General features: G+C 35.0%; 22 protein-coding genes and 1 pseudogene. 18 read left to right on the top strand and 5 right to left on the bottom strand.

The features are described from left to right. Window positions 1-14: 14 nt before the first annotated feature. Window positions 15-374: a hypothetical protein gene (locus F7O84_RS10810; RefSeq protein ID WP_151144831.1), complete on the bottom strand. Its 360-nt coding sequence runs from the start codon at window positions 372-374 to the stop codon at window positions 15-17. Between the two features lie 395 nt (window positions 375-769). On the opposite strand from F7O84_RS10810, the gene F7O84_RS10805 reads away from it, so the two are divergent. The 3 genes from F7O84_RS10805 (at window position 770) to F7O84_RS10800 (ending at window position 3,550) form a co-directional block, all read left to right on the top strand. Then, entirely contained in the window at window positions 770-2,371 is a 1,602-nt protein-coding gene (locus tag F7O84_RS10805; RefSeq protein ID WP_151144829.1) for a cohesin domain-containing protein, read from the top strand. Between the two features lie 139 nt (window positions 2,372-2,510). Beyond that, entirely contained in the window at window positions 2,511-2,654 is a 144-nt protein-coding gene (locus F7O84_RS19105; protein ID WP_207708056.1) for a hypothetical protein, read from the top strand. 20 nt (window positions 2,655-2,674) lie between these two features. Then, complete coding sequence (locus F7O84_RS10800; protein ID WP_151146676.1) at window positions 2,675-3,550, top strand: methionyl aminopeptidase; 876 nt, start codon at window positions 2,675-2,677, stop codon at window positions 3,548-3,550. Between the two features lie 49 nt (window positions 3,551-3,599). On the opposite strand, the gene F7O84_RS10795 is transcribed toward F7O84_RS10800, so the two are convergent. After that, the gene (locus tag F7O84_RS10795; RefSeq protein ID WP_192451721.1) at window positions 3,600-3,995 is read right to left on the bottom strand and encodes a hypothetical protein; all 396 of its coding nucleotides are present in this window, start codon (window positions 3,993-3,995) and stop codon (window positions 3,600-3,602) included. A 111-nt stretch (window positions 3,996-4,106) separates the two neighbouring features. Then, a complete protein-coding gene (locus F7O84_RS10790) occupies window positions 4,107-5,108 on the bottom strand; it encodes an ABC transporter substrate-binding protein (RefSeq protein ID WP_151144827.1) in 1,002 nt (333 codons plus the stop codon). Window positions 5,109-5,248: 140 nt separating this feature from the next. On the opposite strand from F7O84_RS10790, the gene F7O84_RS10785 reads away from it, so the two are divergent. The 4 genes from F7O84_RS10785 (at window position 5,249) to F7O84_RS10770 (ending at window position 7,546) form a co-directional block, all read left to right on the top strand. Next, entirely contained in the window at window positions 5,249-5,788 is a 540-nt protein-coding gene (locus F7O84_RS10785; protein WP_151144825.1) for a rubrerythrin family protein, read from the top strand. A 161-nt stretch (window positions 5,789-5,949) separates the two neighbouring features. Continuing rightward, entirely contained in the window at window positions 5,950-6,660 is a 711-nt protein-coding gene (locus F7O84_RS10780; protein WP_151144823.1) for a phosphatase, read from the top strand. A gap of 83 nt (window positions 6,661-6,743) precedes the next feature. Then, complete coding sequence (locus F7O84_RS10775) at window positions 6,744-7,055, top strand: YerC/YecD family TrpR-related protein (RefSeq protein ID WP_151144821.1); 312 nt, start codon at window positions 6,744-6,746, stop codon at window positions 7,053-7,055. Between the two features lie 80 nt (window positions 7,056-7,135). Further along, on the top strand, window positions 7,136-7,546 hold the full coding sequence (locus F7O84_RS10770) for a bacteriohemerythrin (RefSeq protein WP_151144818.1): 411 nt from the start codon (window positions 7,136-7,138) through the stop codon (window positions 7,544-7,546). Window positions 7,547-7,585: 39 nt separating this feature from the next. Here the strand turns inward: F7O84_RS10770 and F7O84_RS10765 are convergent, their stop codons facing one another. Continuing rightward, the gene (locus F7O84_RS10765) at window positions 7,586-8,194 is read right to left on the bottom strand and encodes a DUF1836 domain-containing protein (RefSeq protein ID WP_151144816.1); all 609 of its coding nucleotides are present in this window, start codon (window positions 8,192-8,194) and stop codon (window positions 7,586-7,588) included. Between the two features lie 211 nt (window positions 8,195-8,405). Here F7O84_RS10765 and F7O84_RS10760 point away from each other — a divergent pair, with 211 nt between their 5' ends. The 6 genes from F7O84_RS10760 (at window position 8,406) to F7O84_RS19480 (ending at window position 16,017) form a co-directional block, all read left to right on the top strand. Continuing rightward, complete coding sequence (locus tag F7O84_RS10760) at window positions 8,406-9,086, top strand: PspA/IM30 family protein (RefSeq protein WP_330578770.1); 681 nt, start codon at window positions 8,406-8,408, stop codon at window positions 9,084-9,086. A gap of 100 nt (window positions 9,087-9,186) precedes the next feature. Next, window positions 9,187-10,173 carry an SPFH domain-containing protein gene (locus F7O84_RS10755; RefSeq protein WP_151144814.1) on the top strand — a complete coding sequence of 329 codons (987 nt, stop codon included), beginning with the start codon at window positions 9,187-9,189 and terminating at the stop codon, window positions 10,171-10,173. 16 nt (window positions 10,174-10,189) lie between these two features. Next, window positions 10,190-12,400, top strand: a complete 2,211-nt coding sequence (gene pcrA / locus F7O84_RS10750) for a DNA helicase PcrA (protein ID WP_151144812.1) — start codon at window positions 10,190-10,192, stop codon at window positions 12,398-12,400. A gap of 337 nt (window positions 12,401-12,737) precedes the next feature. Next, window positions 12,738-12,989, top strand: a complete 252-nt coding sequence (locus F7O84_RS10745) for a DUF4366 domain-containing protein (RefSeq protein ID WP_151144810.1) — start codon at window positions 12,738-12,740, stop codon at window positions 12,987-12,989. A gap of 169 nt (window positions 12,990-13,158) precedes the next feature. After that, the gene (rlmD, locus tag F7O84_RS10740; protein WP_151144808.1) at window positions 13,159-14,523 is read left to right on the top strand and encodes a 23S rRNA (uracil(1939)-C(5))-methyltransferase RlmD; all 1,365 of its coding nucleotides are present in this window, start codon (window positions 13,159-13,161) and stop codon (window positions 14,521-14,523) included. 297 nt (window positions 14,524-14,820) lie between these two features. Next, the gene (locus F7O84_RS19480) at window positions 14,821-16,017 is read left to right on the top strand and encodes a ParB/RepB/Spo0J family partition protein (protein ID WP_151144805.1); all 1,197 of its coding nucleotides are present in this window, start codon (window positions 14,821-14,823) and stop codon (window positions 16,015-16,017) included. 196 nt (window positions 16,018-16,213) lie between these two features. Here F7O84_RS19480 and tnpA read toward each other — a convergent pair whose 3' ends face one another. Further along, window positions 16,214-16,669, bottom strand: coding sequence for an IS200/IS605 family transposase (gene tnpA / locus F7O84_RS10730; RefSeq protein ID WP_151144803.1), 456 nt, complete (start codon window positions 16,667-16,669; stop codon window positions 16,214-16,216). 278 nt (window positions 16,670-16,947) lie between these two features. On the opposite strand from tnpA, the gene metE reads away from it, so the two are divergent. The 5 genes and pseudogenes from metE (at window position 16,948) to F7O84_RS10705 (ending at window position 22,785) form a co-directional block, all read left to right on the top strand. Further along, complete coding sequence (metE, locus tag F7O84_RS10725) at window positions 16,948-18,819, top strand: 5-methyltetrahydropteroyltriglutamate--homocysteine S-methyltransferase (protein ID WP_243140869.1); 1,872 nt, start codon at window positions 16,948-16,950, stop codon at window positions 18,817-18,819. A gap of 75 nt (window positions 18,820-18,894) precedes the next feature. Beyond that, window positions 18,895-20,045, top strand: a protein-coding gene (locus tag F7O84_RS10720) for an IS3 family transposase (protein WP_151144801.1) whose coding sequence is annotated in 2 segments (ribosomal slippage) — window positions 18,895-19,162 and window positions 19,162-20,045 — 1,152 coding nt in all. Because the reading frame shifts where the segments join, the coding sequence is not laid out codon by codon here. Between the two features lie 41 nt (window positions 20,046-20,086). Next, a pseudogene (locus F7O84_RS10715) lies at window positions 20,087-20,491 on the top strand (5-methyltetrahydropteroyltriglutamate--homocysteine S-methyltransferase); the annotation flags it as partial. A gap of 103 nt (window positions 20,492-20,594) precedes the next feature. After that, on the top strand, window positions 20,595-21,872 hold the full coding sequence (locus F7O84_RS10710; RefSeq protein ID WP_151144799.1) for an O-acetylhomoserine aminocarboxypropyltransferase/cysteine synthase family protein: 1,278 nt from the start codon (window positions 20,595-20,597) through the stop codon (window positions 21,870-21,872). A gap of 262 nt (window positions 21,873-22,134) precedes the next feature. After that, entirely contained in the window at window positions 22,135-22,785 is a 651-nt protein-coding gene (locus F7O84_RS10705) for a hypothetical protein (protein WP_207708055.1), read from the top strand.

Raw genomic sequence — 22,785 nt, 5'->3', positions numbered from 1 at the left:
TTTATTTCTAAATATTAATGGCCATCATATAATCGTATAAATTCTTTTTCTTCAATATCCTTTGAATCAAATTCGTCACGATTATTAAGGTTAGAAAAATCTAAAAATTCTACGATTTCCCTTTTGATACTTCCTGACTTTAATTTATGTAAGTATTCATCAATCTTTTCTACATAGGCTGGTTTGCCAGTAAGCTGGTTGCCGTGGTCTGTTGCCTTTAATAACTCTTTTCCAAAGATTGTCTCAACAACAACTTCATTATCTGGCTTTTTGTTATTAAATATGAAATTAGCAATGTTATTGATTGTGTTTTCAAAATAAAAACAAAGCTGTTCATCCGCATGGTTAACGTATCCTCTTAGTAATTCTTCCATAATGACCTCCGTTACAAATGTTACTGTTTGTTTTTAGCACCCATAAAAGGCATTATACCATAATATTTTTTTGGAGTATATTGCTATTTTACGCAATCTTTACATAAAAAAAACCTATTTTTTCTATATAATGTACTAGTTTTTATACATTGGTATATGTGTAAAGTGCTATAAAGTGTATGAGATAATTCGTTGAAATTTGAATTATAATATAAAATAATGACATATTATAATTTAAGTATGTTCAAAATAATAAATATACGGTATAATTATAAGGTTAATTTTGTCAAAAATGAAATACCAGAAAAAGGTATGAAAAATTACTATTAAGTTACGAAGAATAGGATAAAAAAATAAAATACTTAGGGTAGATTACCCGATAGTGGAGGAAAAGAATGAAAACATTAATCATGCGCATGAAGAAGTTGATTATGATAACTGTGACATTTGTGTTACTGATACCATTTTTAAGAGGAACTGTTTATGCATCAGCTGGCACAATTTCTTTATCAGACCCAACTGCAAAGGTAGGAGAAGATGTTTCTGTAACAGTAAAAGTTACTGCAACGGGAAGTGAAACAATTCAATCAGTAGATATGAAACTTTCTTATGATGAAAGTGCATTGGAATTTAAAAGTGATTCTCAAGCAACAGGAGAAAATGGTACCATTCAAATATCTGGTGAGGCAGATTCTTCAATTAAAACTTATACGTTGAATTTTAAAACTCTAAAAAATTCAACATCAAATATTAAAGTAACAGATTATAAAATAATTGATGATAAAGGTAATGCCCTTGAACTAAGCAAAGTGGGATCTTCAACCGTAACAATATCAGGAGAGAATCAGGCAGAAGATGATACACTTGATGTAAATACACAGGAAACAATGACACAAACAACGGATAATCAAACGCAGGATAATCAAATTGTAGCACCTCCTAAAAAAGATGTGGAGGTAAAGATTGCAGGTACGCCTTTTTATGTTTGTAAAATACCTCAGGATTTAGTTCCCGAAGGATTTGAATACATAGGTTATAATTATCAAGGCGTTGCGGTAGATGCTCTTAAAAAAGATAATTTTATATTATTTTATTTAAATCAGGTGGGAGAAGAACCATTTGTCTTTTATGTATATGATCCAAGTACAGAGGGATTTTCCATTTATGCTCCAGTAAATTCTTCTTTAAACTACACAGTGGTTAGTTTGGAAGAGGATGTTGTCCTTCCAGAAGGTTTTACAGAGACTGAAGTACCGGTTGGTGGTGTTGCAGTTACTGCTTGGCAATCTACTATAAATTCGGAGTACTATCTTTTGTATCTTATGAACTCAGAAGGTTCGAAAGGACTTTACTTATATGATGTTGTAGAAAAAACAGTGCAACGTTACAGTGGCATAGAATCCGAAAATACACCAGCAGATTCAGAATCTTACGAGACAATGTATCACCAATTGAATGAGAATTATAAAAAAGATATGCGAAGTCGCACGCAAGTGATTTATATTTTTCTAGTTGTCACAGTCCTTCTCGTATTTGTAATCATTAATCTTATTTTTAGATTGGTGGATAAAAAACATTCTATTACAGATGAAGACGAAGACGAAGAAAACGAGGATGAAGAGGAAGATTTGGAGTTTCACGACGAGAATTTGGAAGCAACCAACATCACTAAATCCGATAAAAAAGGATTTTTCCGCAAAAAACATAAAGTTGTTGAAAAAGAGTTAGAAGAAGACAATGATGATTATGAAGACGACTATGAAGATGATTACGAAGATGAGTTAGAAGAAGAATACGATGAAGTACTAGATAAAAAAACAAGAAAAGAAATGAAAAAAGCAGCCAAACTCGAAAAAAAAGAAAAGGCTAAGCTTGAAAAGTTAAAAAAGAAGCAAAAAACATCGGATGAAGAAGAGGAAGTATTTGAAAACAGCGAAGATGATTTTGATGATTCCGATGATTTTGAATTGCAAATATTTGATTTCGATGATAAATAAGTAGAAGGGCTGTTGCAAAACTAAGATAATTCATTAGTTTTGCAACAGCCCCTTTCAACCTTACCCATTTTACAAAAAGAATCGATGGTGCTATAATGTAACTTATCGGAAGAAAATCAAGCGGCTGCGAAGCAGACATTTGATTTTACCCGATAAGTTAACGAAAGAGCGAAGCTCTAGAGTAAGCACAAAGGAACGAAGTTCCGACAGTGCAATCGGAAGAAAATCAAGCGGCTGCGAAGCAGACATTTTCAATTGTCGTTCACAGTTTAGTGCAAAATGAAAAGTAAAGAAGGAATGAAAATGTTACAAAAACTTGGAAGAAATGATTTATGTTGGTGTGGAAGTCATAAAAAATATAAAGTTTGCCACGAAGCATTTGATAATAAAATATTAGCCGCAAAACGCCAAGGGCATCTTGTTCCAAATCATGAAATAATTAAAACCCCAAAACAACTAGATGGAATGAGAGAAAGCAGTAAAGTAAATATTGCGGTACTAGACTATGTTGGTGAACATATAAAAGCAGGCATGTCAACGGAAGAGATCGATCAAATGGTATATGAAAAGACGACTCAAATGGGAGGAATACCTGCTCCTCTTAACTTTGATGGATATCCCAAAAGCGTATGTGTTTCGATTAATGAGGTGGTATGCCATGGTATCCCTTCAAAGGATACTCTTTTGAAAGAGGGAGATATTGTAAATGTGGATGTTTCTACTATTTACAATGGTTTTTTTTCTGATTCCTCTCGCATGTTTTTAATTGGTGAGGTTGACGAAGAGAAAAGAAAGTTAGTAGAAGTCGCCAAAGAGTGTATGAATTTAGGATTAGAACAAGTAAAGCCATGGGGCTTTTTAGGTGACGTAGCACAAGCGATTAATGACCACGCCAAAGCCAATGGATATTCGGTTGTAAAAGAAATTGGTGGCCATGGTATAGGGATTGAGTTTCATGAAGAACCATGGGTGAGTTATGTAATTCCAAAAAACACGGGAATGATGATGGTACCTGGTATGGTATTTACCATAGAACCTATGATTAATATGGGAAAAGCAGATGTTTATGTAGATGCAAAAGATGAGTGGACGGTCTTTACAAAAGATGGAAAGCCATCCGCACAGTGGGAGATTATGGTTTTGGTTACCGAAAACGGATATGAGATAATGACGTATTAATCAAATTTTTAAGGCTGTCGCTTTTATCGACAGCCTTAAAAAATAGCCATTAGCTGTGTTTAATAAATTCATTTCTACATTTTGGACAAGTTATGGATATCTTTCCTTTTCCACGTGGAATACGGATTTTTTGCTTACAAGATGGACATTTGTAAATATGATAGTTTACCCGCTGCTTTAGCTTATATCTAAGACGGTCGGTTTTAGGATATATTCTGTTTATATATTTTAGAAATATTTGATTTTCTTTGTATCTTTGACTATGATTTTTGGAAAACATTCTTATATAGCAAATGACAATAAGAAGAATACAAAAAGAATTCAAAAAATTGCTTCGAATTAAAAGTGATAAAACCATAAGAAGACAATCAAACATTAAAATAAAACGGGTTAATTCGTCAGCACCATATCTTCCAGTCATAAATAATCTTATTTTTTCCTTCATATATAGTATGCTCCTTTCACGCTGTATATACAATATACTATTTCATCGTATAATTTACAATATATAAAGTGTGAAATATGTATGTAAATACTGTGATAAGGAGCAAAAATGTTATTTTGCTTGTTTTGAGAAGGTATTATCCACTAATTTTTCATAAGGAGCATATTCTTCTAACTGACCTGCTTCTTGCAAGATATTTTGCATTAATAAAAAGCTATCTTCTTCAAATACTAGATTGTTTTTCCACGTATCTTGCTCATAATACCTAGTTACAATGGCAGTTATGGTACTTAATTCGGTTTCTTTAAATTGCGGTTGAATTACCTTTGCTATTTCTTCAGGCGTATGATTTGCTACATAATCCATTCCTTTTTGTAGGGCATTTACGAAGCTTTGAACGGTATCTTTATTTTCCTCCAAATAACTTTTTTTAGCACTATAAGCAGTATATGGAACATAACCGCTACTTTCACCCAGTGAAGCAACAACAGAACCATCGCCTTGCAATTCTAGTGCAGTTGCAGAAGGTTCAAATTCAATCGAGTAATCGCCTTGACCACCAGAAAATGCGGCAGCGGTAGAACCAAAATCAATGTTTTGAACAATTGTCAAATCAGTTTGAGGATCTAATCCATTTTTTTTCAAAATGTATTCAAATACCATTTGAGGCATTCCACCTTTTCTTCCTCCAAGTACAGTGCTTCCCTTTATCATAGACCAATCAAAGTTATCAATTGGCCCTCTAGCAATTAAGAAGTTACCAGCGCGCTGTGTTAATTGAGCAAAATTTATCACATAGTCATTTGCTCCTTCACTATAAGCATAAATAGAGGCTTCTGATCCCATGAATCCAATATCAGCTTCTCCAGATAAGACAGCTGTCATGGTTTTATCTGCACCAAAACCAGTTACCAGCGTAACATTTAATCCTTCATCTTTAAAGTATCCATTTTCAATTGCAACATATTGAGGCGCATAAAAAATGGAGTGAGCAACTTCATTTAAGGTAATATCTTTTGTTTTGCCAGGGGCACCCTTTCCCTTACCACATCCCGCAATCATGCTAAAACAAAGTATGAGAACGAAAAAAAGACAAATTCCTTTGATTTTCATAAATTCCTCCTTGATGATAATGTTATATCATATGATAGTAATTTTAAAATGTGCATGTGAAGAAAAGGGAAAACGAAAAAAGATGAAACTATTTGCATTGATACGCATAAAATGAAAGGAATAGAATTGGGAGTGATGAAATGGATTTTCAAGATAGCCAGACGTTTAAAAATCTACTTACAGCATTAGATGTGGAAAGAAATAATAGTACGACATATCGAATATATGGAAATGAAGCTACAAAAGAAGGGTACATACAAATTGGAGAGATTTTTCATGAAACGGCTCATAATGAGCAAGAGCACGCAGTCATTTGGATGAATGCTTTAAACAATGGTATGTTGGGTGATACGTTAACAAATTTAAGAAATGCGGCGGCCATAGAAAATTATGAATGGACCACTATGTATCGTGATTTTGCTAAAGTAGCTAGAGAAGAAGGTTATGAAGATATTGCAAGCTTATTCGAAGGAATAGGTCTGATAGAGAAACATCACGACTATCGATTTACTAGACTAGCCAACAATGTAGAAAGCGGAAGAGTATTTTGTAAAGAAAGAGAAGCTGTATGGATCTGCATCAATTGTGGAAATGTATATTGGGGACAGTGTGCTCCAGAAATATGCCCCATTTGTCTTTTTCCACAAGGGTATTATGAAATCAATTGTGAAAATTATTAGTAAAAGTATAAAAAAAGAAAGAACGGTAATGATTGGAATTTGCTCTTACACTGCATCAAAAGTGGATCGGATTAGAACTTGAAATCTTGTATCGATTCATATATAATGTATAAGTTAATTAAAGGTGATATGGTTAAGGCAGTTTGGAGGCAGTGTAAGAGATGAAATACGTACTAGATTCACACTCCCATACCTTAGCAAGTGGACATGCTTATAATACAATTAGAGAAATGGCTTGTGCAGCAAAAGAAGTTGGCTTAGAATTATTGGCCATAACCGAACATGCACCGCAGATGCCAGGAACTTGTCATGATTTTTACTTTAGTAATTTAAAAGTGGTAAGCAGACAAATGTGTGGAGTAGAGTTGTTGCTTGGTGTGGAATTAAATATATTAGATTTTGATGGAAATGTAGATTTAAGTAATGATTTGTTAAAACGAATGGATATTGTAATAGCAAGCATGCATACACCTTGTTATCCTTCAGGTACGATGGAGGAAAATACAAGAGCATACATAAATGTAATGAAGAATCCTTATGTTAATATCATTGGTCATCCAGATGACAACAGGTATCCAGTTGACATGGAGGCACTCGTTTTGGCGTCAAAGGAACATAGAGTACTTTTAGAGTTAAATAACAGCTCTCTTAATCCAAATGGAGCTAGACAAGATGCAAGAGGAAATGATATTACGATGTTAACATTATGTAAAAAGCATCAAGTACCAATTGTAATTGGTAGTGATGCTCATACAGACAGCGACGTAGGAAGACATGATTTAGCATTTGAATTAATAAAAGAAGTAGATTTTCCAGAAGAACTTATTATTAATCGATCAGTGAGTGAACTAAAGAAATATTTAAGGCGATAAAGAGGGTAAGAACTAGACTTTAGAACTTTAATATGTTAAAATACAATTGATTTTGTATCGCCATATTAAAGAGGAGGAATGATATGGGCAAAACAATTAGAACCAAGGCAGTTGATCATTTGTTTCAAGCAATTTTAAGTCTTGAAAATGCAGAAGAATGTTATACTTTTTTTGAAGATGTATGTACCATTAATGAACTACTGTCATTGTCCCAGCGTTTTGAAGTAGCAAGAATGTTAAGAGAACAAAGAACATATTTAGAAATAGCTGAAAAAACGGGTGCATCTACCGCTACCATAAGCCGTGTGAATCGTTCATTGAACTATGGCAATGATGGGTATGATATGGTTTTTTCAAGAATAAAAATCGAGGACGATGAAGATAGCGAAGAATAAGTCTTTTATTACGCCAATCATAACACTGATTGGCGCATTTTAAAAAAGGGAAGAAATACAATACGAAAAGGAGAATGAATATGTACGAAATGAAAGATGAATATTACATAGGTGTAGAAGCAATTGATAAGCAGCACAAAGAATTGTTTCATATCGCGGATGAAGCATATATGTTACTAAAGGACGAGTTTATAGTGGATAAGTTTGATGAAATTGTTGCTATCATTGGAAAATTAAAAGATTATGCGGCACAACACTTTGCGGACGAAGAAGCTTATATGCTAAGCATTGGACATAAAAAGTTTTTTTCACAAAAAGCAGAACATACAGAGTTTCTTGAAAAAATTGATAGTATTGATTTTGAAAATATGGACCGTAATCAATTGCAAGCGTTAGTAGATATTTTAGAGTTTTTAAATGATTGGTTGGTGCATCATATTTTAGAAAAAGATAAATTATTAAGTCCAGACATTCAGGATGAATCTAAGTAATAATCGTAATAAAAGACGAGCCATTATTGACTCGTCTAATTATTTGCCCTTTGCGTTATCACCTTTTGGAAGCTGGTCTATGATTTTCTCGATTAACATCTTTTTATTGTATACGTCAAAACTTAACATGCAAATAAATGAAAATAAGGTTAAGAATTCACGATCCTCTTCATTTGCTGAAGCAAAAGTCTTTTGTGAAGCCATGAATTTATCTGTAATATCTTGTTTTAATACATCAATCTGCGTTTTTTCCAATCCAAAGATCTCAGTATAAACATCCTCCATATTTATTTCTTTATCAGTGTTAAAGTATTTCTCTGCCAAAGGATTTAAAAGACTTTGAATGTCATTAATAGATAAGATATTTTTAAAATAATAAATGTAAATAAGCATTAAGATATGCTCTTTGGAATACTTTTTCTTCACAGGAGGAGGCAAAAGATTATTCTTAGCGTAATTATTAATCATAGTCTTCGTAAGAACCTTATCCTCTTGATAGCGCTTGGAAGACTTTAAATGTGTTTCGATAAATGTTGTAACCTGATCCATGTATAACTCAATACTTGGTATTTCATCAGGCTTAATATAATCAATTCTGGATAGACTCTCTAAAATACTATTCAGTAAATCATCCCGGTCTATAGTCATTTCAATCACCTCACTAACATTATATAGTATTGAAAACTAGATGACAAGTACTTTTACAAAAGATGATTTCTTATTTGATATTGTTTCAAAAAAATTAAAATAGTTATAAATGAGTTGAGACATTAGACATAGGAGCAAAAGTATAATATAATAGTTACACGAGAAAAATTTAGAAAAGATATTCTTTTCAAATTCCAAGGAGGAAATAATTATGATAGGTATATTAAAGAGATTTAGTGACATCATGTCAGCAAATATGAACGCATTGCTTGATAAAGCAGAAGACCCAGCAAAAATGATAGATCAATATCTTAGAAACTTAGAAAGTGATCTTGGAAAAGTAAAAGCAGAAACCGCTGCTATTATGGCAGAGGAGACAAGAGCAAAACGTGAATTAGATGAATGCAGTGAACAAGTGGATAAAATGCAAGCTTATGCAGAAAAAGCAGTACTTGCAGACAATGATACAGATGCAAAATTATTTCTTACGAAAAAAGCACAATATGTACAAAAACAAAGTGAACTTCAAAGAGTATATGATGCAGCAAAAGCAAATGCAGATAAGATGAAATCAATGCATGATAAACTGCTAGGAGACATCAATGATTTAAATGCGAGAAAAGATGCCATAAAGGCAAAGGTAGCAGTTGCAAAGACACAGGAAAAATTAAACCAAATAGGCTCAAGTCTTCAAGGGGCAAATAACAGTTTATCAGCCTTTGACAGAATGGAAGACAAGGCCAACCGCATGCTTGATGAAGCAAATGCAATGGCACAGCTTAATCAAACAAAGGAAGATGATACAATAGAACTTATGAATAAGTATGATAGTCAAGGTGATACCGTAGTGGAAGATGAATTAGCAGCACTAAAAGCAAAAATGGGACGTTAGGTCATATCAATAAATAAGCTACATAGAAGAATTTTTACTAGCAAAGTTGTTGTAATATTGTAACTTTGCTAGTTACATCTATTGGAGTCAGGAGGCATATATGGGATTGTTTAGTGGACAGTTTTCAAACGTAGTAGAATGGGAAGAGTATAGAGATGATGTTATCTTTTGGAAATGGGATAATAAAGAAATTAAAAAGGGCAGTAAGTTAATCATACGTCAAGGTCAAGACGCTATTTTTATGTTCAATGGTAAGGTGGAAGGAATTTTTACGGAGGAAGGAAGCTTTGACATTGAATCAGAAATTATTCCGTTTCTATCTACTTTAAAAGGATTTAAGTTTGGATTTAACAGTGGGATGCGTGCAGAAGTGTTATTTATTAATACAAAGGAATTTACCATTAATTGGGGTACCAAGAACGCAATTAATATACCAGCAAGTGGATTGCCAGGAGGTATGCCGATTCGAGCGTTTGGTAACTTTAACTGTAAGGTAGTAGACCATGCCGTTTTGATTGAAAAAATTGCAGGAATTAAAAAGCAATTTACAATAGATGAAATAAGAGAAAGAGTTGTTGCTGTTTTAAATCAATTGCTCATGAAATGGATTCTAAAGTGTGGCAAAGACATGTTTCATCTGCAAGCAGATGCCTTTGAAATAGCAAAAGGAATCAGAGAAGATTTGGATATGGAGATGTGTAAAATCGGTATTGGAATTACTGGATTTGCAGTGGAAAGCTTTTCTTATCCAGAAGAGATTCAAAAGATGGCTGAAAAAGCTGCGTCCCAAAGTATGGTTGCGGATATGGCAAAATACACCCAGTTTGCTATGGCAGATGGTATGGCAAATGGAAATAAAGGGGCATCGATTGCTGGGGATATGGCAGGACTTCAGATGGGGCTTATGATGGGACAACAAATGATGAATCAAATGCAAGGAAGCCAACAACAACAGCAAAACCAAAGCTTAAATCAGCAAGAAGGTCAGCAAAATACAGGAAACAATATTCCTAATTTTTGCCCAAATTGTGGAACAAAAACAAGTGGAGCGAATTTTTGTTCCAATTGTGGAACAAAGCTAGTATAAAATAGGTGGATAAAGAATGAGTATATACGATACCCTTAATACAAAACAAAAGGAAGCTGTTTTTCAAACAGATGGTCCTGTTCTGATACTTGCTGGCGCAGGTTCAGGAAAAACAAGAGTACTAACACATAGAGTTGCTTATTTAATAGAAGAAAAAGGAATCAATCCATGGAATATCATGGCGATTACGTTTACGAACAAGGCAGCAGGAGAGATGAGAGAAAGAGTCGATGGCTTGGTTGGATTTGGCGCAGAAAGTATCTGGGTAAGTACCTTTCACTCCACTTGTGTTAGGATTTTAAGAAGATACATCGATAGACTTGGTTATGATCATAACTTTACAATCTATGATACCGATGATCAAAAGACGATTATGAAAGAAGTATGCAAATATTTAGATATTGATACAAAGGTATATAAAGAAAAAATGCTTCTTAGTGCTATTTCAAAGGCAAAAGATGAGTTAATTGGCCCAATTCAATATAGGCTGAATGTGCAAGGAGACTACTCAAAAGAAAAGATTGCCAAGGTATATGAAGAATATCAAAAGAGACTAAAAAGTAACAATGCCCTGGACTTTGATGATCTAATTGTTAAAACAGTTGAATTATTTCGTGATAATGAAGATGTACTTGACTATTATCAGGAAAGATTCAAATACATAATGGTGGATGAATATCAAGATACGAATACAGCGCAATTTCAATTAATAAGCATACTTGCATCAAAGTACCGAAACTTATGTGTGGTTGGTGATGATGACCAGTCAATCTATAAATTTAGAGGGGCGAATATAAGTAATATTTTAGATTTTGAAAAAGTATATAATGAAGCAACTGTGATTAAGCTGGAACAAAATTATCGTTCCACGCAAACAATCTTAGATGCGGCAAATCATGTCATTCAAAATAATTTTGGAAGAAAAGATAAAAGACTATGGACCGAAAATGAAGAAGGCGAAAAAATTGCATATCGACAATTCCAAAATGCTTATGAAGAGGCAGAATATATCACTGAGGATATCGCACAGAAAGTAAGAAGTGGCGCATATGAATACAATGATTGTGCAATACTATACAGAACCAATGCACAGTCTCGTACTTTTGAAGAAAAATTTATTCTTGCCAATATTCCTTATAAAATAGTTGGAGGCATCAACTTCTATGCACGAAAGGAAATTAAGGATTTATTAGCTTATTTAAAGACGATTGACAATGCAAAGGATGATTTAAGTGTAAAAAGAATCATTAATGTTCCAAAGAGAGGAATTGGAGCTGCGACAATTGCAAAAGTACAAGACTTTGCGATTGCACATGAGATGAGCTTTTATGATGCATGCCGTGTAGTAGAAGACATTCCTTCAATAGGAAAGAGTGGAGCAAAGATTAAACTCTTCGTTAACTTTATTCAAGTCTTAAGAAGTAAACTTGAATTTCTTTCCGTAACGGAAATTATGAACGAGATTATCGAGGAAACAGGATATGTAAGAGACCTTGAGGCAGAGAATGATGAAGAAGCAATTGCAAGAATTCAAAACATTGATGAATTAATCAGCAAAATTGTTACCTATGAAGAATCAACGGATGAGCCGTCATTAAGTGGATTCTTAGAAGAAGTGGCCTTAGTCGCTGACATTGATAGTTTAGCTGAAGATAGCAATCATGTTGTATTAATGACGCTTCATAGTGCAAAGGGATTGGAGTTTCCTAATGTGTATCTCGCGGGAATGGAGGATGGAATCTTTCCAAGTTACATGACGATTACTTCAGATGATCCTACTGAAATAGAGGAAGAGAGAAGGCTTTGTTATGTTGGAATTACAAGAGCAAGACAACATTTAACACTTACTTGTGCAAAGCAACGTATGATAAGAGGCGAAACGCAATATAATAAAGTGTCAAGGTTTATCAAAGAGATTCCATCTTCTTTTGTTGATTTGGAAGTTACAGAGGATAAAATTCAGGAAATGCCAAAATCTATGTTATACCAGCAAGCAAGAAATACGTTCCAAAGCAAGGTGTTTGAACCTAAAATGTTTCAGGTAAAAAAAGCTGAAAGCCTGACCTATGGAATAGGAGATACGGTAAAACACATTAAGTTTGGGACTGGAGTTGTAACTGCAATCGTAGAAGGCGGAAAAGATTACGAGGTTACCGTTGCTTTTAACACGGCTGGAGTTAAAAAGATGTTTGCCTCCTTTGCGAAATTGAAAAAGGTTGAGCAGTAAAATAAAGTAGCCTTAAGCAAGCAAGCTTGCCCAGTCAACTTTCTTTTTACTATGCATGGCTTGATAAAAGTAAAGCCATGCCAGCTCGAATCTGCGAAGCAGCTTCTCGCTGTGGCAGAGCGCCAAATATAGTAAAAATAAAGTAGCCCTAAGCAAGCAAGCTTGCCCGGTCAACTCTCTTTTTACTATGCATGGCTAAACTTATTTTATCAAATTATAGTAAATTTGGGAAAATGGTGGTATAATAAGAAAAGTGAAATTTATTAGTGAGTGAGATATAAATTTCAGAATGAAAACCAAAGATTAATAGATAGGATTCAGAAAGGGTGTGTAAGTTATGAGTAAGTTTGATGATTTATTGAGTATGTCAAAAATTAACGATTTATTGAGAAAACAGGAAGAAGAAAAGAAATGTAAAAATACAGTTCTTTGGATATTTGCAATTGTTGGAGCAATCGCGGCTATAGCTGGAATCGCTTATGCTGCTTATAAGTTTTTTACACCAGATTACTTAGAAGATTTTGAAGATGATTTTGATGAAGACTTTGACGATGATTTTTTTGATGATGAGGAAGACGAAGTAGAATAATACTTTTTTAGAAGAATTGTGATTTTACTCAACAGGAACAGGAACCGCCCGCATAAATAGCGGGCGATTTTTTGTATATATAGGAATAAACACAATGCGAATAGGAGATGCATTTTGCATTCTTGTTGTGTTGTATGATATAAATTATGAGAAGATAGTGAGGATATGTATGAAAAAAGGACAAGTATACGAAGGCGTAGTGGAAAAGGTTGATTTTCCAAATAAAGGAGTCATTCGTGTGGAGGATAAAAAGGTAGTTGTTAAAAATGCGATTGAAGGACAAAAGCTTCGTTTTTCAGTAAACAAGATTAGAAAAGGGCGTGGCGAAGGTAGAATTCTAGAAGTTTTGGAAAAAGCCCCAATCGAGCTTGAAAAGCCATATTGTATCCACTTTGGAAACTGTGGTGGCTGCACTTATCAAAATATCTCATATGAGGAGCAATTAAAGCTAAAAGAGAGACAGGTAAAGGATTTGCTGGATTCTGTAATAAAAGATGAATACGAATTTGAAGGAATTAAAGCCAGTCCAAATCAGTTTGCTTACCGCAATAAGATGGAGTTCTCCTTTGGTGATGAAATAAAAGATGGTCCATTGGCACTTGGCATGCACAAAAGAGGTAGTTTTCACGACATAGTAACAGTAAATGAGTGTCAGATTGTGGATAATGATTACAATTTAATTCTATCTTGTGTATTAAATTATTTTAAAGAGAAAAATACAAGTTTTTATCATAAGATGAGCCATACGGGTTATCTTCGACACCTCTTGGTTAGAAAAGGAGCACAAACTTCTGAAATCTTAATTGATCTAGTGACGACTTCTCAAGAGACACAGGATTTAGGTCCATTAACCGAAGCGCTTCTTCAATTATCATTAAGTGGAAAAATAGTTGGCTTTCTACATACAATTAATGATAGCTTGGCAGATGTAGTACAAAGTGATGAGACTTTTATTTTGTATGGACAAGATTATTTTTATGAAAAATTACTTGGATTAACGTTTAAAATATCTCCATTTTCTTTTTTTCAGACGAATTCACTTGGGGCAGAGGTACTCTATGATACAGCTAGAGAGTATGTAGGCACAACAAAGGATAAGATGATATTTGACCTATACAGTGGTACAGGAACAATTGCACAAATCTTGGCACCAGTTGCGAAAAAGGTAGTAGGCGTAGAGATTGTAGAAGAGGCAGTCAAAGCAGCGAAAGAAAATGCGAGCCTGAATCAGCTAAGTAACTGTGAATTTATTGCAGGGGATGTTCTTAAAGTAATTGATTCCATTACAGATAAACCAGACTTGATTGTACTTGATCCGCCTCGAGATGGGATTCATCCAAAGGCATTGGAGAAAATCATTGCTTATGGAGTGGACCGCTTGGTGTATATTTCTTGTAAACCAACTAGTTTAGTAAGGGATTTGGAGGTATTGCAAGAGAGAGGGTATGGTGTGGAAAAGGCTGTGGCGGTGGATATGTTTCCGGGGACGGTGCATGTGGAGACCGTCTGTTGTCTACAAAGGGTGAATATGTAGAAATCCTTGAATTTACGCACTTTGCGAGGGTTTTTAAGTTCACTGGGAAATCTAATTTCGGAAGAAAAAAAGAGATTTCCAATGAGATTAAAGTCTCAGTAGTTATAGAACTGGTATGAGTGGACACAAAAATATATCGTTCATAAATTTGATTATTTCAGTAAAATAAACCGTCAACAACTTCATAAGAAAAAGTCGAAAGACCGCTTGTTTTCAACATCTTTGATGTGAAAGCAGGCGGTCTTCTTTTTTTGCCAGTTTTCACATGACACCTAGAATAACAGGAGGAATGAGAAGATGAAGAAATCAAAGGAATTGTGTTCATTATGGAACAACGAACAGGAATTACAGACGGGAAACGTCAGAATCAGTGAATTGCATGAGTTTAAAGGACATCCCTTTCGGGTGGAACATGATATGCAGTTGTTTGAATTATCCAGAAGTATTGAAGAAAAGGGAGTATTGGTTCCACTGATTGTTAGACCTAATACTGATGGAGAAGGGTATGAGATTATTGCAGGTCATAGAAGAAAAGCGGCATGTGAATGTGCTGGTGTTGATACAGTTCCTGTCATGGTCATGCAGTTGGATGATGCAGAAGCCACAATAGCCATGATCGACAGTAATCTCCAACGAGAACATATAAGACCAAGTGAAAAGGCATTTGCTTATAAGATGAAATTGGAGGCAATGAAGCAACAGGGGAAGCGAAATGATTTGTTTCAAGATGGAACTTTGTCTCCAGTGGGGACGAAGTTAGATAATCCTACTTTAGAATTGAATCAATTGGTTTGTTCTTATGATGATTTGGGAAAATGGGAATTAGACAGTCAGCCATTAGAAAAAGAGAGAGTACGGACAGATGAATTGTTGGCAAGACAGATTGGAGAAAGTAGGAATCAGATTGCAAGATATATTCGCCTTACCAATCTGATACCAAAGATTCTGGATATGGTAGATGAAGAAAAACTGGCATTTCGTTCCGCAGTAGAACTGTCTTATCTGTCAGAAGAAGAACAGTATGAGCTTCATGCAGTTATGGAATTGGAGCAGGTGATTCCGTCTTTATCTCAAGCAAATCGAATGAAGCGGATGAGCCAGTCAGGAAAGTTAGATATGGATATGCTGTATGAAATTCTTGGGGAAGAAAAACCAAATCAGAGGGAAAAGCTAAAGATTTACGCTGATTCATTAGAAGGGTATAATTCATTCTACTTTTCAGAGGAAATCCTGAGTACTCTTGATCGAAATAAAAATATCAAGGTAAGGGACAGAGCAACATTATTCAATTTGGTAATTGGCTTGAATGGATATACTGTCAGCACGGGAGTAATCAGCAAGGAGTTGAATGGAGAGAATATTATCGCCAAACCTCTTAAGGTCGAAGAATATATGTGTGTGGGGACAATAAAGCAAAAGAATATGACACTCAGCAGGTATGGGAAGGTATACATGGAATCATTAAAAATTCATATATCTGAATATGCCAAATAGAAATGAAAATGTTTTAGTATTTCCATGTAATTTAATATAGCATAGAAAATCATGACCACCCGTCAAACGGGTGGTTTGCTCGCCCCTATAAGGGGCAGTTACCGGCCAGCGTCTAAAGGGCGCTGGCTTTCACTTTGTTCAAGCCTTATTGCCCTTGACTCGTAGCTACCCTTAAAAGGGTAATCGTACTACTTGGCTACCCCTTAAAGGGGTCTTCATATTCTTTTACACTTAACTTATCCATCGCAATATCATGTGTCTCTTGCTCTTGTATATACTTACGTATTGTTGCCTCATTTAGTCCTACTGTGCTTACATAATATCCTTCTGCCCAGAAATGTCTATTTCCAAACTTGTATTTGAGGTTTGCATGTTTATCAAATATCATTAATGCACTTTTTCCTTTTAGATACCCCATAAATTGTGAGACACTTAATTTGGGTGGTATACTTACCAACATGTGTACATGATCAGACATTAAATGTCCTTCTAGTATTTCTACTCCTTTATACCGGCATAACTGCTTTAAAATATCCCTTACACTTTCTTTATATTGATTATAAATTATTTTTCGTCTATACTTTGGAGTGAACACTATGTGATATTTACACATCCATTTAGTGTGTGATAGACTATTTGCCTTATTGGCCATTAAAATCACCTTTCCTTTCGTTATAAATCGGCTTGAACAACCTTATTATAACGGAAAGGTGATTTTTTTGTATAACAATCGTCGCGCACCCGCATAGCGGGTGGTTAATATTTCGCTCGCTTTGCGAGCTCAACAGGGTCACGACCCATAATTTGAATGTGCGTTTGATATAGCTTTAAACTATTTCAAACGCATATTTTTTTGTATTTTTCATTATGATTAAACTGCTCTATACTATATAACATCAGATTAATATATCAATGGAACGGAGGTTGACAATGAAAAGTGCAATAATTGGATTCCCAAGAGTGGGAAAGCAGAGAGAGTTAAAGTTTGCATCAGAGAAGTATTTTCGCGGAGAAATAACCGAAGAAAACTTGAATGCAACAGGTAAAGCTTTAAGAAGCAAACACTGGCAGTTACAAAAAAATGCCGGTATTGATTATATACCATCCAATGATTTTTCATTTTATGATGGTATGCTGGATATGACTACTTTATTAAATGCTATTCCTAGAGAATATAGGAATTTGAAGTTGAATGAGCATGAAACATATTTTTCTATGGCAAGAGGATATCAGGGTGTACATGGCGATGTGAAAGCCTTTGCAATGAAAAAGTGGTTCAATACTAATTATCATTATTTGGTACCAGAATTTTATGATGATACTAAGATCAAACTTTCCGGCAACAAGCCGTTTGATGAATATAATGAAGCAAAAGCTATAGGAATCGAAACAAGGCCAGTTATTATTGGAGCTTTTACATTTTTAAAACTTGCAAAATATAATGGCAGTAAAAATGCCAGTGATTTTGTGGAGGATATAATTCAATCTTATAAGGACATTCTTGCAAGGTTCGATAAATTGGGTGCAGAATTGATTCAGTTCGATGAACCTACATTGGTAACAGACCTATCTAAAGAAGATATTGCACAATTTGTAGCACTATATAGAGAAATATTAAAAGGAAAAAACAAAACAAAAGTATTGCTTCAGACCTATTTTGGAGATGTAAGGGACTGCTACAGGGAAATTGTAGATTTAGATTTTGATGCGATTGGATTGGATTTTATTGAAGGAAAGAAGACATTTCAACTAATAAGCACAAACGGATTTCCGGAGGATAAAATTTTATTTGCTGGCGTTGTGAACGGGAAAAATATCTGGAAATGTGATTATCGGAAAACGTTGGAACTACTTTCCGAAATCAAAAAATATGCGAAACATATCGTTGTATCAACATCTTGTTCTTTGCTCCATGTTCCATATACCATTGAAAGTGAAACAAAGCTTGAGAGAGATATTCAGAAACGCTTTTCATTTGCAAAGGAAAAACTGAGTGAACTGCATGAAATTTCCATTCTTGCAGAAAGAGGAGACTTTGAAGTCTCGCAGGAGTATCGTGACAACAGAAAAGTATTCGAGACTGACAGGCTGTATGAGGATAAAAAGGTACAAGCGGATGTTTCGGCGCTCTCGGAAGAGGATTTCAGAAGAAAAATGGATAGAAAGGAACGGGAACAGCTTCAAAAGGATGAATTTAAATTTCCGTTGCTTCCTACAACAACGATAGGATCATTTCCGCAGACATTGGATGTAAAAAAGAACAGAAGCAATTTCCGAAAAGGTGAAATCGAGCAGGCGACATATGACAGACAGATATTTGAGTTCATAGAGGATTGTATCAGAAAACAAGAAGAAATTGGACTGGACGTATTGGTACATGGAGAATTTGAACGCAATGACATGGTGGAATTTTTTGGAGAAAATCTTGCGGGGTATGTATTCACTGAGAGTGCATGGGTTCAGTCTTATGGTACAAGATGTGTAAAACCACCGATTATCTTTGGTGACGTTAAGCGTATCAGACCGATCACTGTTAAATATTCTGAGTATGCACAGAGCTTAACCAATAAACCGGTTAAGGGAATGCTCACTGGGCCTGTTACTATATTGAATTGGTCATTTCCAAGAGAGGATATCAGTCTTCGAGAGATGGCATATCAGATCGGCATCGCGATTCGTGAAGAGGTTTGTGATCTGGAAAAAGCAGGGATCAAAATTATTCAGATTGATGAGGCGGCACTTAAGGAAAAGCTTCCGATTAGAAAGGAAGAATGGTACAGCGAATATCTAGACTGGGCGTGAGATGCTAAACTAAAGTTGTAACAGTAACACTGATATTTATGATAAAATAATTCATATGAAAGTGAGGCTATTACAATGGCAGGAATCAAAAAAACTTATACCCCAGAGTTTAAGAAAAAAGTAGTGAGATTAGTCCTTGAAGAAGGACGCCAAATGAAAAGCGTAAATCAGGAATACAATTTAGGAGAAGGTAGCTTGCGCAAGTGGATACGCGAGTACAGTGAAGAATGCGAATCAAATCCAGAGTTAAATAATGAGAAAGATTTAATGGCAGAAAATTTAAGACTTCGTAAGGAACTTGCTGAATCCAAAAAGGAAAATGATTTCTTAAAAAAAGCGGCCGCATTCTTCGCAAAGGAACTAGATTAGAACAATACCATTTCATTGATTTCTACCATGAAAATTATGGTGTACGTTGGCTCTTATCGAGATTTAATATAAAGCCAAATGCCTATTATAATTACAAAAAACATAGAAAAGCTGACTATTATAAGAAAAAGGAAGAAATCAAAGCAACCATTGAAGAGATTTATCATGAGTATGCGGGGCGACCAGGATATCGAATGATGCGTATCTTTCTTAATAGAAAATCTATAAGCTTAAGTAATCCAACCGTTCATAAATATATGAATGAGCTTGGACTTAGGTCAATTGTGGTACCCAAAAAACCAAAGTACAAAAAGGGCGATTGCTATAAAAAATTTGATAACCTATTGAATCAAAACTTTAAAGTAGATGAACCCAATAAGATTTGGTGTACGGATTTTACGTATATGTGGAGAGAGGATGGAGCGAAAAGATATAATTGTACTATTATTGATTTATATGATCGTTCACCAGTGGCAACTTTAAATAGTAATCGTATTAATGCAGAATTAGCAATTGAAACTCTGACCTATGCACTGAATCATAATACCGTTAAGAAGGGGCTTATCCTTCATAGTGATCAAGGGTCGCAGTTTACATCGAGAGCTTTTACAGAATTTTGTTCTTTGCAAAATATTACTCAAAGTATGAGTAAGGCAGGATGCCCTTATGATAATGCTCCCATGGAAAGCTTTTACGGAACATTTAAAGCAGATTTTGCAAATCACCATAGCTTTGAAACAGATGAGGCATTAAATGAAGCAACTTATGATTATATTTTTTTATATTACAATCATGTGAGACCACATTCATCAAATGATTATTTAACACCATTTGAAAAGAGATTTAGTTACCGATAAAAATATCAGTATTGGTGTTACAATTTTGCTTGACTATCTCAGCGATTCCGTCATTCCGTCTTTGCCATAGTAAGGTGAAACCCGAAACACAGATTCATACGCACATGTGCTACAGTGAATTTGAAGAGATTGTAAAAGACATTGATAATATGGATGCAGATGTTATTTCTTTTGAAGCATCACGTTCCAAACTTACTATTATTGATGCTTTAAAGGCAAATAATTTTGAAACAGAGGTTGGACCGGGAGTATATGACATTCACTCTCCAAGAATACCTACGGTGGAAGAAATTGTTCAGGCTATAAAGAAGATGCTTGCTAAAATTGATCAGAATAAGTTATGGGTGAATCCAGATTGCGGTTTAAAAACAAGAGGTATTCCTGAGACAGATGCAAGTCTTCGAAATCTAGTGAAAGCTGCAGAAATGGTAAGAAATCAGTTATAAACACAGTATGAATATACTTAATCTCAAAAACACAGGAGATATGGAGGACGAGTTATAACGCAACTCTCGAAAAAATATGAAATTTTAATTTGGAGGAATTGTAATGCAAAATAGGATAGAAACAAAATGTATTCATGAAGGATGGAAACCTGAAAATGGCGAAGCAAGACAATTGCCTATTTTTCAAAGTACAACTTTTAAATATAATACAAGTGATGAAATGGGGCAGTTATTCGATTTGGAAGCGGAAGGCTATTTTTATACAAGGCTTCAAAATCCGACTAATGATGCCGTAGCAGCTAAAATTTGCGCAATGGAAGGTGGAGTGGCAGCGATGCTCACTTCATCGGGGCAGGCAGCAAATTTTTATGCCATATTTAATATTTGTGAAACTGGAGATCATTTTATTGCCTCATCTGCCATTTATGGTGGGACATATAATCTGTTTGGTGTTACTATGAAAAAAATGGGAATTGAATGCACCTTCGTAGATCAAGATTTACCAGAAGAAAAGTTGGTAAAGTATTTTAAGCCAAATACAAAGGCCGTTTTCGGTGAAACGATTACAAATCCAACTGTATCTGTTTTTGATTTTGAAAAATTTGCAAGACTAGCGCATTCACATGGGGTTCCGCTTATTGTTGATAATACATTTGCGACTCCGATAAACTGCAGGCCATTTGAATGGGGAGCAGATATTGTAACACATTCTACAACTAAATATATGGATGGGCACGCAGTGAGCGTTGGAGGCTGTATCGTGGATAGCGGAAAATTTGACTGGATGGCGCATGCGGATCAATACCCAGGGCTAACCACACCAGATGATTCTTATCATGGTATCATATATGCCGAAAAGTTCGGAAAGGGTGCCTATATTACAAAGGCAACTGCGCAGCTAATGCGTGACTTTGGCTCTATTCAGTCCCCACAAAATGCGTTCTATCTGAATCTCGGCTTAGAAACACTACATCTTAGGATAAAGAGGCATTGCGAAAATGCTTTGGCGGTAGCAAAATTTTTGGAAAAACATAAGAAAGTTGCGTGGGTTCATTATCCTGATTTGGAAAGTGATAAGTATCATGCCTTAGCTAATAAATATCTGCCAGATGGTACATGTGGAGTATTGGCATTTGGAATAAAAGGCGGAAGAGATATCTCAATTCAGTTTATGGACAAGCTGAAATTAGCTTCTATTGTAACACATGTCGCTGACAGTAAGACATGTCTCTTACATCCAGCAAGTCATACTCACCGACAGCTTACAGATGAGCAATTGAGGGAGGCAGGTATTGCACCGGACTTAATTCGTTTTTCTGTGGGAACCGAAAATGTGAGTGATATTATTGATGATTTAAAGCAAGCACTAGAGCAGCTATAGGATAGAAGTTATTTTAATTACTTACATTATGAAGAAAAATATGTGGTAGCAATTAAGCATATTATTAACAGTAGCAGCAATTCGAGTACTTTATAAAAATTTACTCTATACAGACGAAAAACAGAGGCATTGGGATGAAAAATCTTGATGCCTTTGTTTTCATATAAAACCAAAAACAACTTAATAAATGCCATCGGGTAAACAATCAAGAGGTTATGTTCTTCGTTACTGAAAAACATAGTCTCTTTTTTTGTTGTTCGATTTGCAGAAAAAGAAAGGACTGATTAAAGTGATTACAAGATTTATGAGAGATACACCTCTCGCTGCTATAGAAATAGAAATGCAACTTATTCCCGGCTTTACTCCTCGTGCTTGCGGAACATTCCGATGCCAGCAAAGAAATGTGAATCCAAACCCAATTCAGTATGAAGAATTGCTGGGGCTGTTCCTCAAAGAGATAGAGTTACAGGCATTTGCTCTGCGAGTGCAAAGAATCATAGAGGCTGCGAGCAACCTCGGAGAAAGCGAGGTGAACCAAATGCTTTTTAGAAATGCAGAGCATAAAAAGAGATTTCAAAGTATCTGTAAAAGCGGTCTGTTTCCAAAGCTTAATGAAAGCTATGGATATGTAGCCGCTATTTTTTTACTCTCTGCAGATGCGTTTGTCTGGAGTAAGGCAAAAAATTGTATAGACAGCCAACTCATTCATTTTGAAGCTATCCGCATTCATGGTGTGGATTTAGATGGATATGTCATCTTTCATATGGCAAAGGAGCTTTACTCTGGAAAGGAACACATTACAGTTTCTGAACTAAGTGATCCGGAACTGATAAACGATAAGCTGCTAAGACTTATTGTTAATGCCTTTTTGGTAAGGCGATATGGGATCAATGTAATCAAAGGAGGAATGTAA

The sequence above is a fragment of the Candidatus Galacturonatibacter soehngenii genome (genome assembly GCF_008830185.1).
Lineage (GTDB): Bacteria > Bacillota > Clostridia > Lachnospirales > Lachnospiraceae > Lachnotalea > Lachnotalea soehngenii.
Note: the sequence above shows the minus strand (reverse complement) of the source record. Positions and strands in the feature narration are given on the sequence as shown.

What these genes read in the sequence shown, in the direction of transcription:
- F7O84_RS10810 (WP_151144831.1), bottom strand. Translation starts at nt 374, where the DNA reads ATGGAAGAATTACTAAGAGGATACGTTAACCATGCGGATGAACAGCTT.
- F7O84_RS10805 (WP_151144829.1), top strand. Translation starts at nt 770, where the DNA reads ATGAAAACATTAATCATGCGCATGAAGAAGTTGATTATGATAACTGTG.
- F7O84_RS10800 (WP_151146676.1), top strand. Translation starts at nt 2,675, where the DNA reads ATGTTACAAAAACTTGGAAGAAATGATTTATGTTGGTGTGGAAGTCAT.
- F7O84_RS10795 (WP_192451721.1), bottom strand. Translation starts at nt 3,995, where the DNA reads ATGAAGGAAAAAATAAGATTATTTATGACTGGAAGATATGGTGCTGAC.
- F7O84_RS10790 (WP_151144827.1), bottom strand. Translation starts at nt 5,108, where the DNA reads ATGAAAATCAAAGGAATTTGTCTTTTTTTCGTTCTCATACTTTGTTTT.
- F7O84_RS10785 (WP_151144825.1), top strand. Translation starts at nt 5,249, where the DNA reads ATGGATTTTCAAGATAGCCAGACGTTTAAAAATCTACTTACAGCATTA.
- F7O84_RS10780 (WP_151144823.1), top strand. Translation starts at nt 5,950, where the DNA reads ATGAAATACGTACTAGATTCACACTCCCATACCTTAGCAAGTGGACAT.
- F7O84_RS10775 (WP_151144821.1), top strand. Translation starts at nt 6,744, where the DNA reads ATGGGCAAAACAATTAGAACCAAGGCAGTTGATCATTTGTTTCAAGCA.
- F7O84_RS10770 (WP_151144818.1), top strand. Translation starts at nt 7,136, where the DNA reads ATGTACGAAATGAAAGATGAATATTACATAGGTGTAGAAGCAATTGAT.
- F7O84_RS10765 (WP_151144816.1), bottom strand. Translation starts at nt 8,194, where the DNA reads ATGACTATAGACCGGGATGATTTACTGAATAGTATTTTAGAGAGTCTA.
- F7O84_RS10760 (WP_330578770.1), top strand. Translation starts at nt 8,406, where the DNA reads ATGATAGGTATATTAAAGAGATTTAGTGACATCATGTCAGCAAATATG.
- F7O84_RS10755 (WP_151144814.1), top strand. Translation starts at nt 9,187, where the DNA reads ATGGGATTGTTTAGTGGACAGTTTTCAAACGTAGTAGAATGGGAAGAG.
- pcrA (WP_151144812.1), top strand. Translation starts at nt 10,190, where the DNA reads ATGAGTATATACGATACCCTTAATACAAAACAAAAGGAAGCTGTTTTT.
- F7O84_RS10745 (WP_151144810.1), top strand. Translation starts at nt 12,738, where the DNA reads ATGAGTAAGTTTGATGATTTATTGAGTATGTCAAAAATTAACGATTTA.
- rlmD (WP_151144808.1), top strand. Translation starts at nt 13,159, where the DNA reads ATGAAAAAAGGACAAGTATACGAAGGCGTAGTGGAAAAGGTTGATTTT.
- F7O84_RS19480 (WP_151144805.1), top strand. Translation starts at nt 14,821, where the DNA reads ATGAAGAAATCAAAGGAATTGTGTTCATTATGGAACAACGAACAGGAA.
- tnpA (WP_151144803.1), bottom strand. Translation starts at nt 16,669, where the DNA reads ATGGCCAATAAGGCAAATAGTCTATCACACACTAAATGGATGTGTAAA.
- metE (WP_243140869.1), top strand. Translation starts at nt 16,948, where the DNA reads ATGAAAAGTGCAATAATTGGATTCCCAAGAGTGGGAAAGCAGAGAGAG.
- F7O84_RS10710 (WP_151144799.1), top strand. Translation starts at nt 20,595, where the DNA reads ATGCAAAATAGGATAGAAACAAAATGTATTCATGAAGGATGGAAACCT.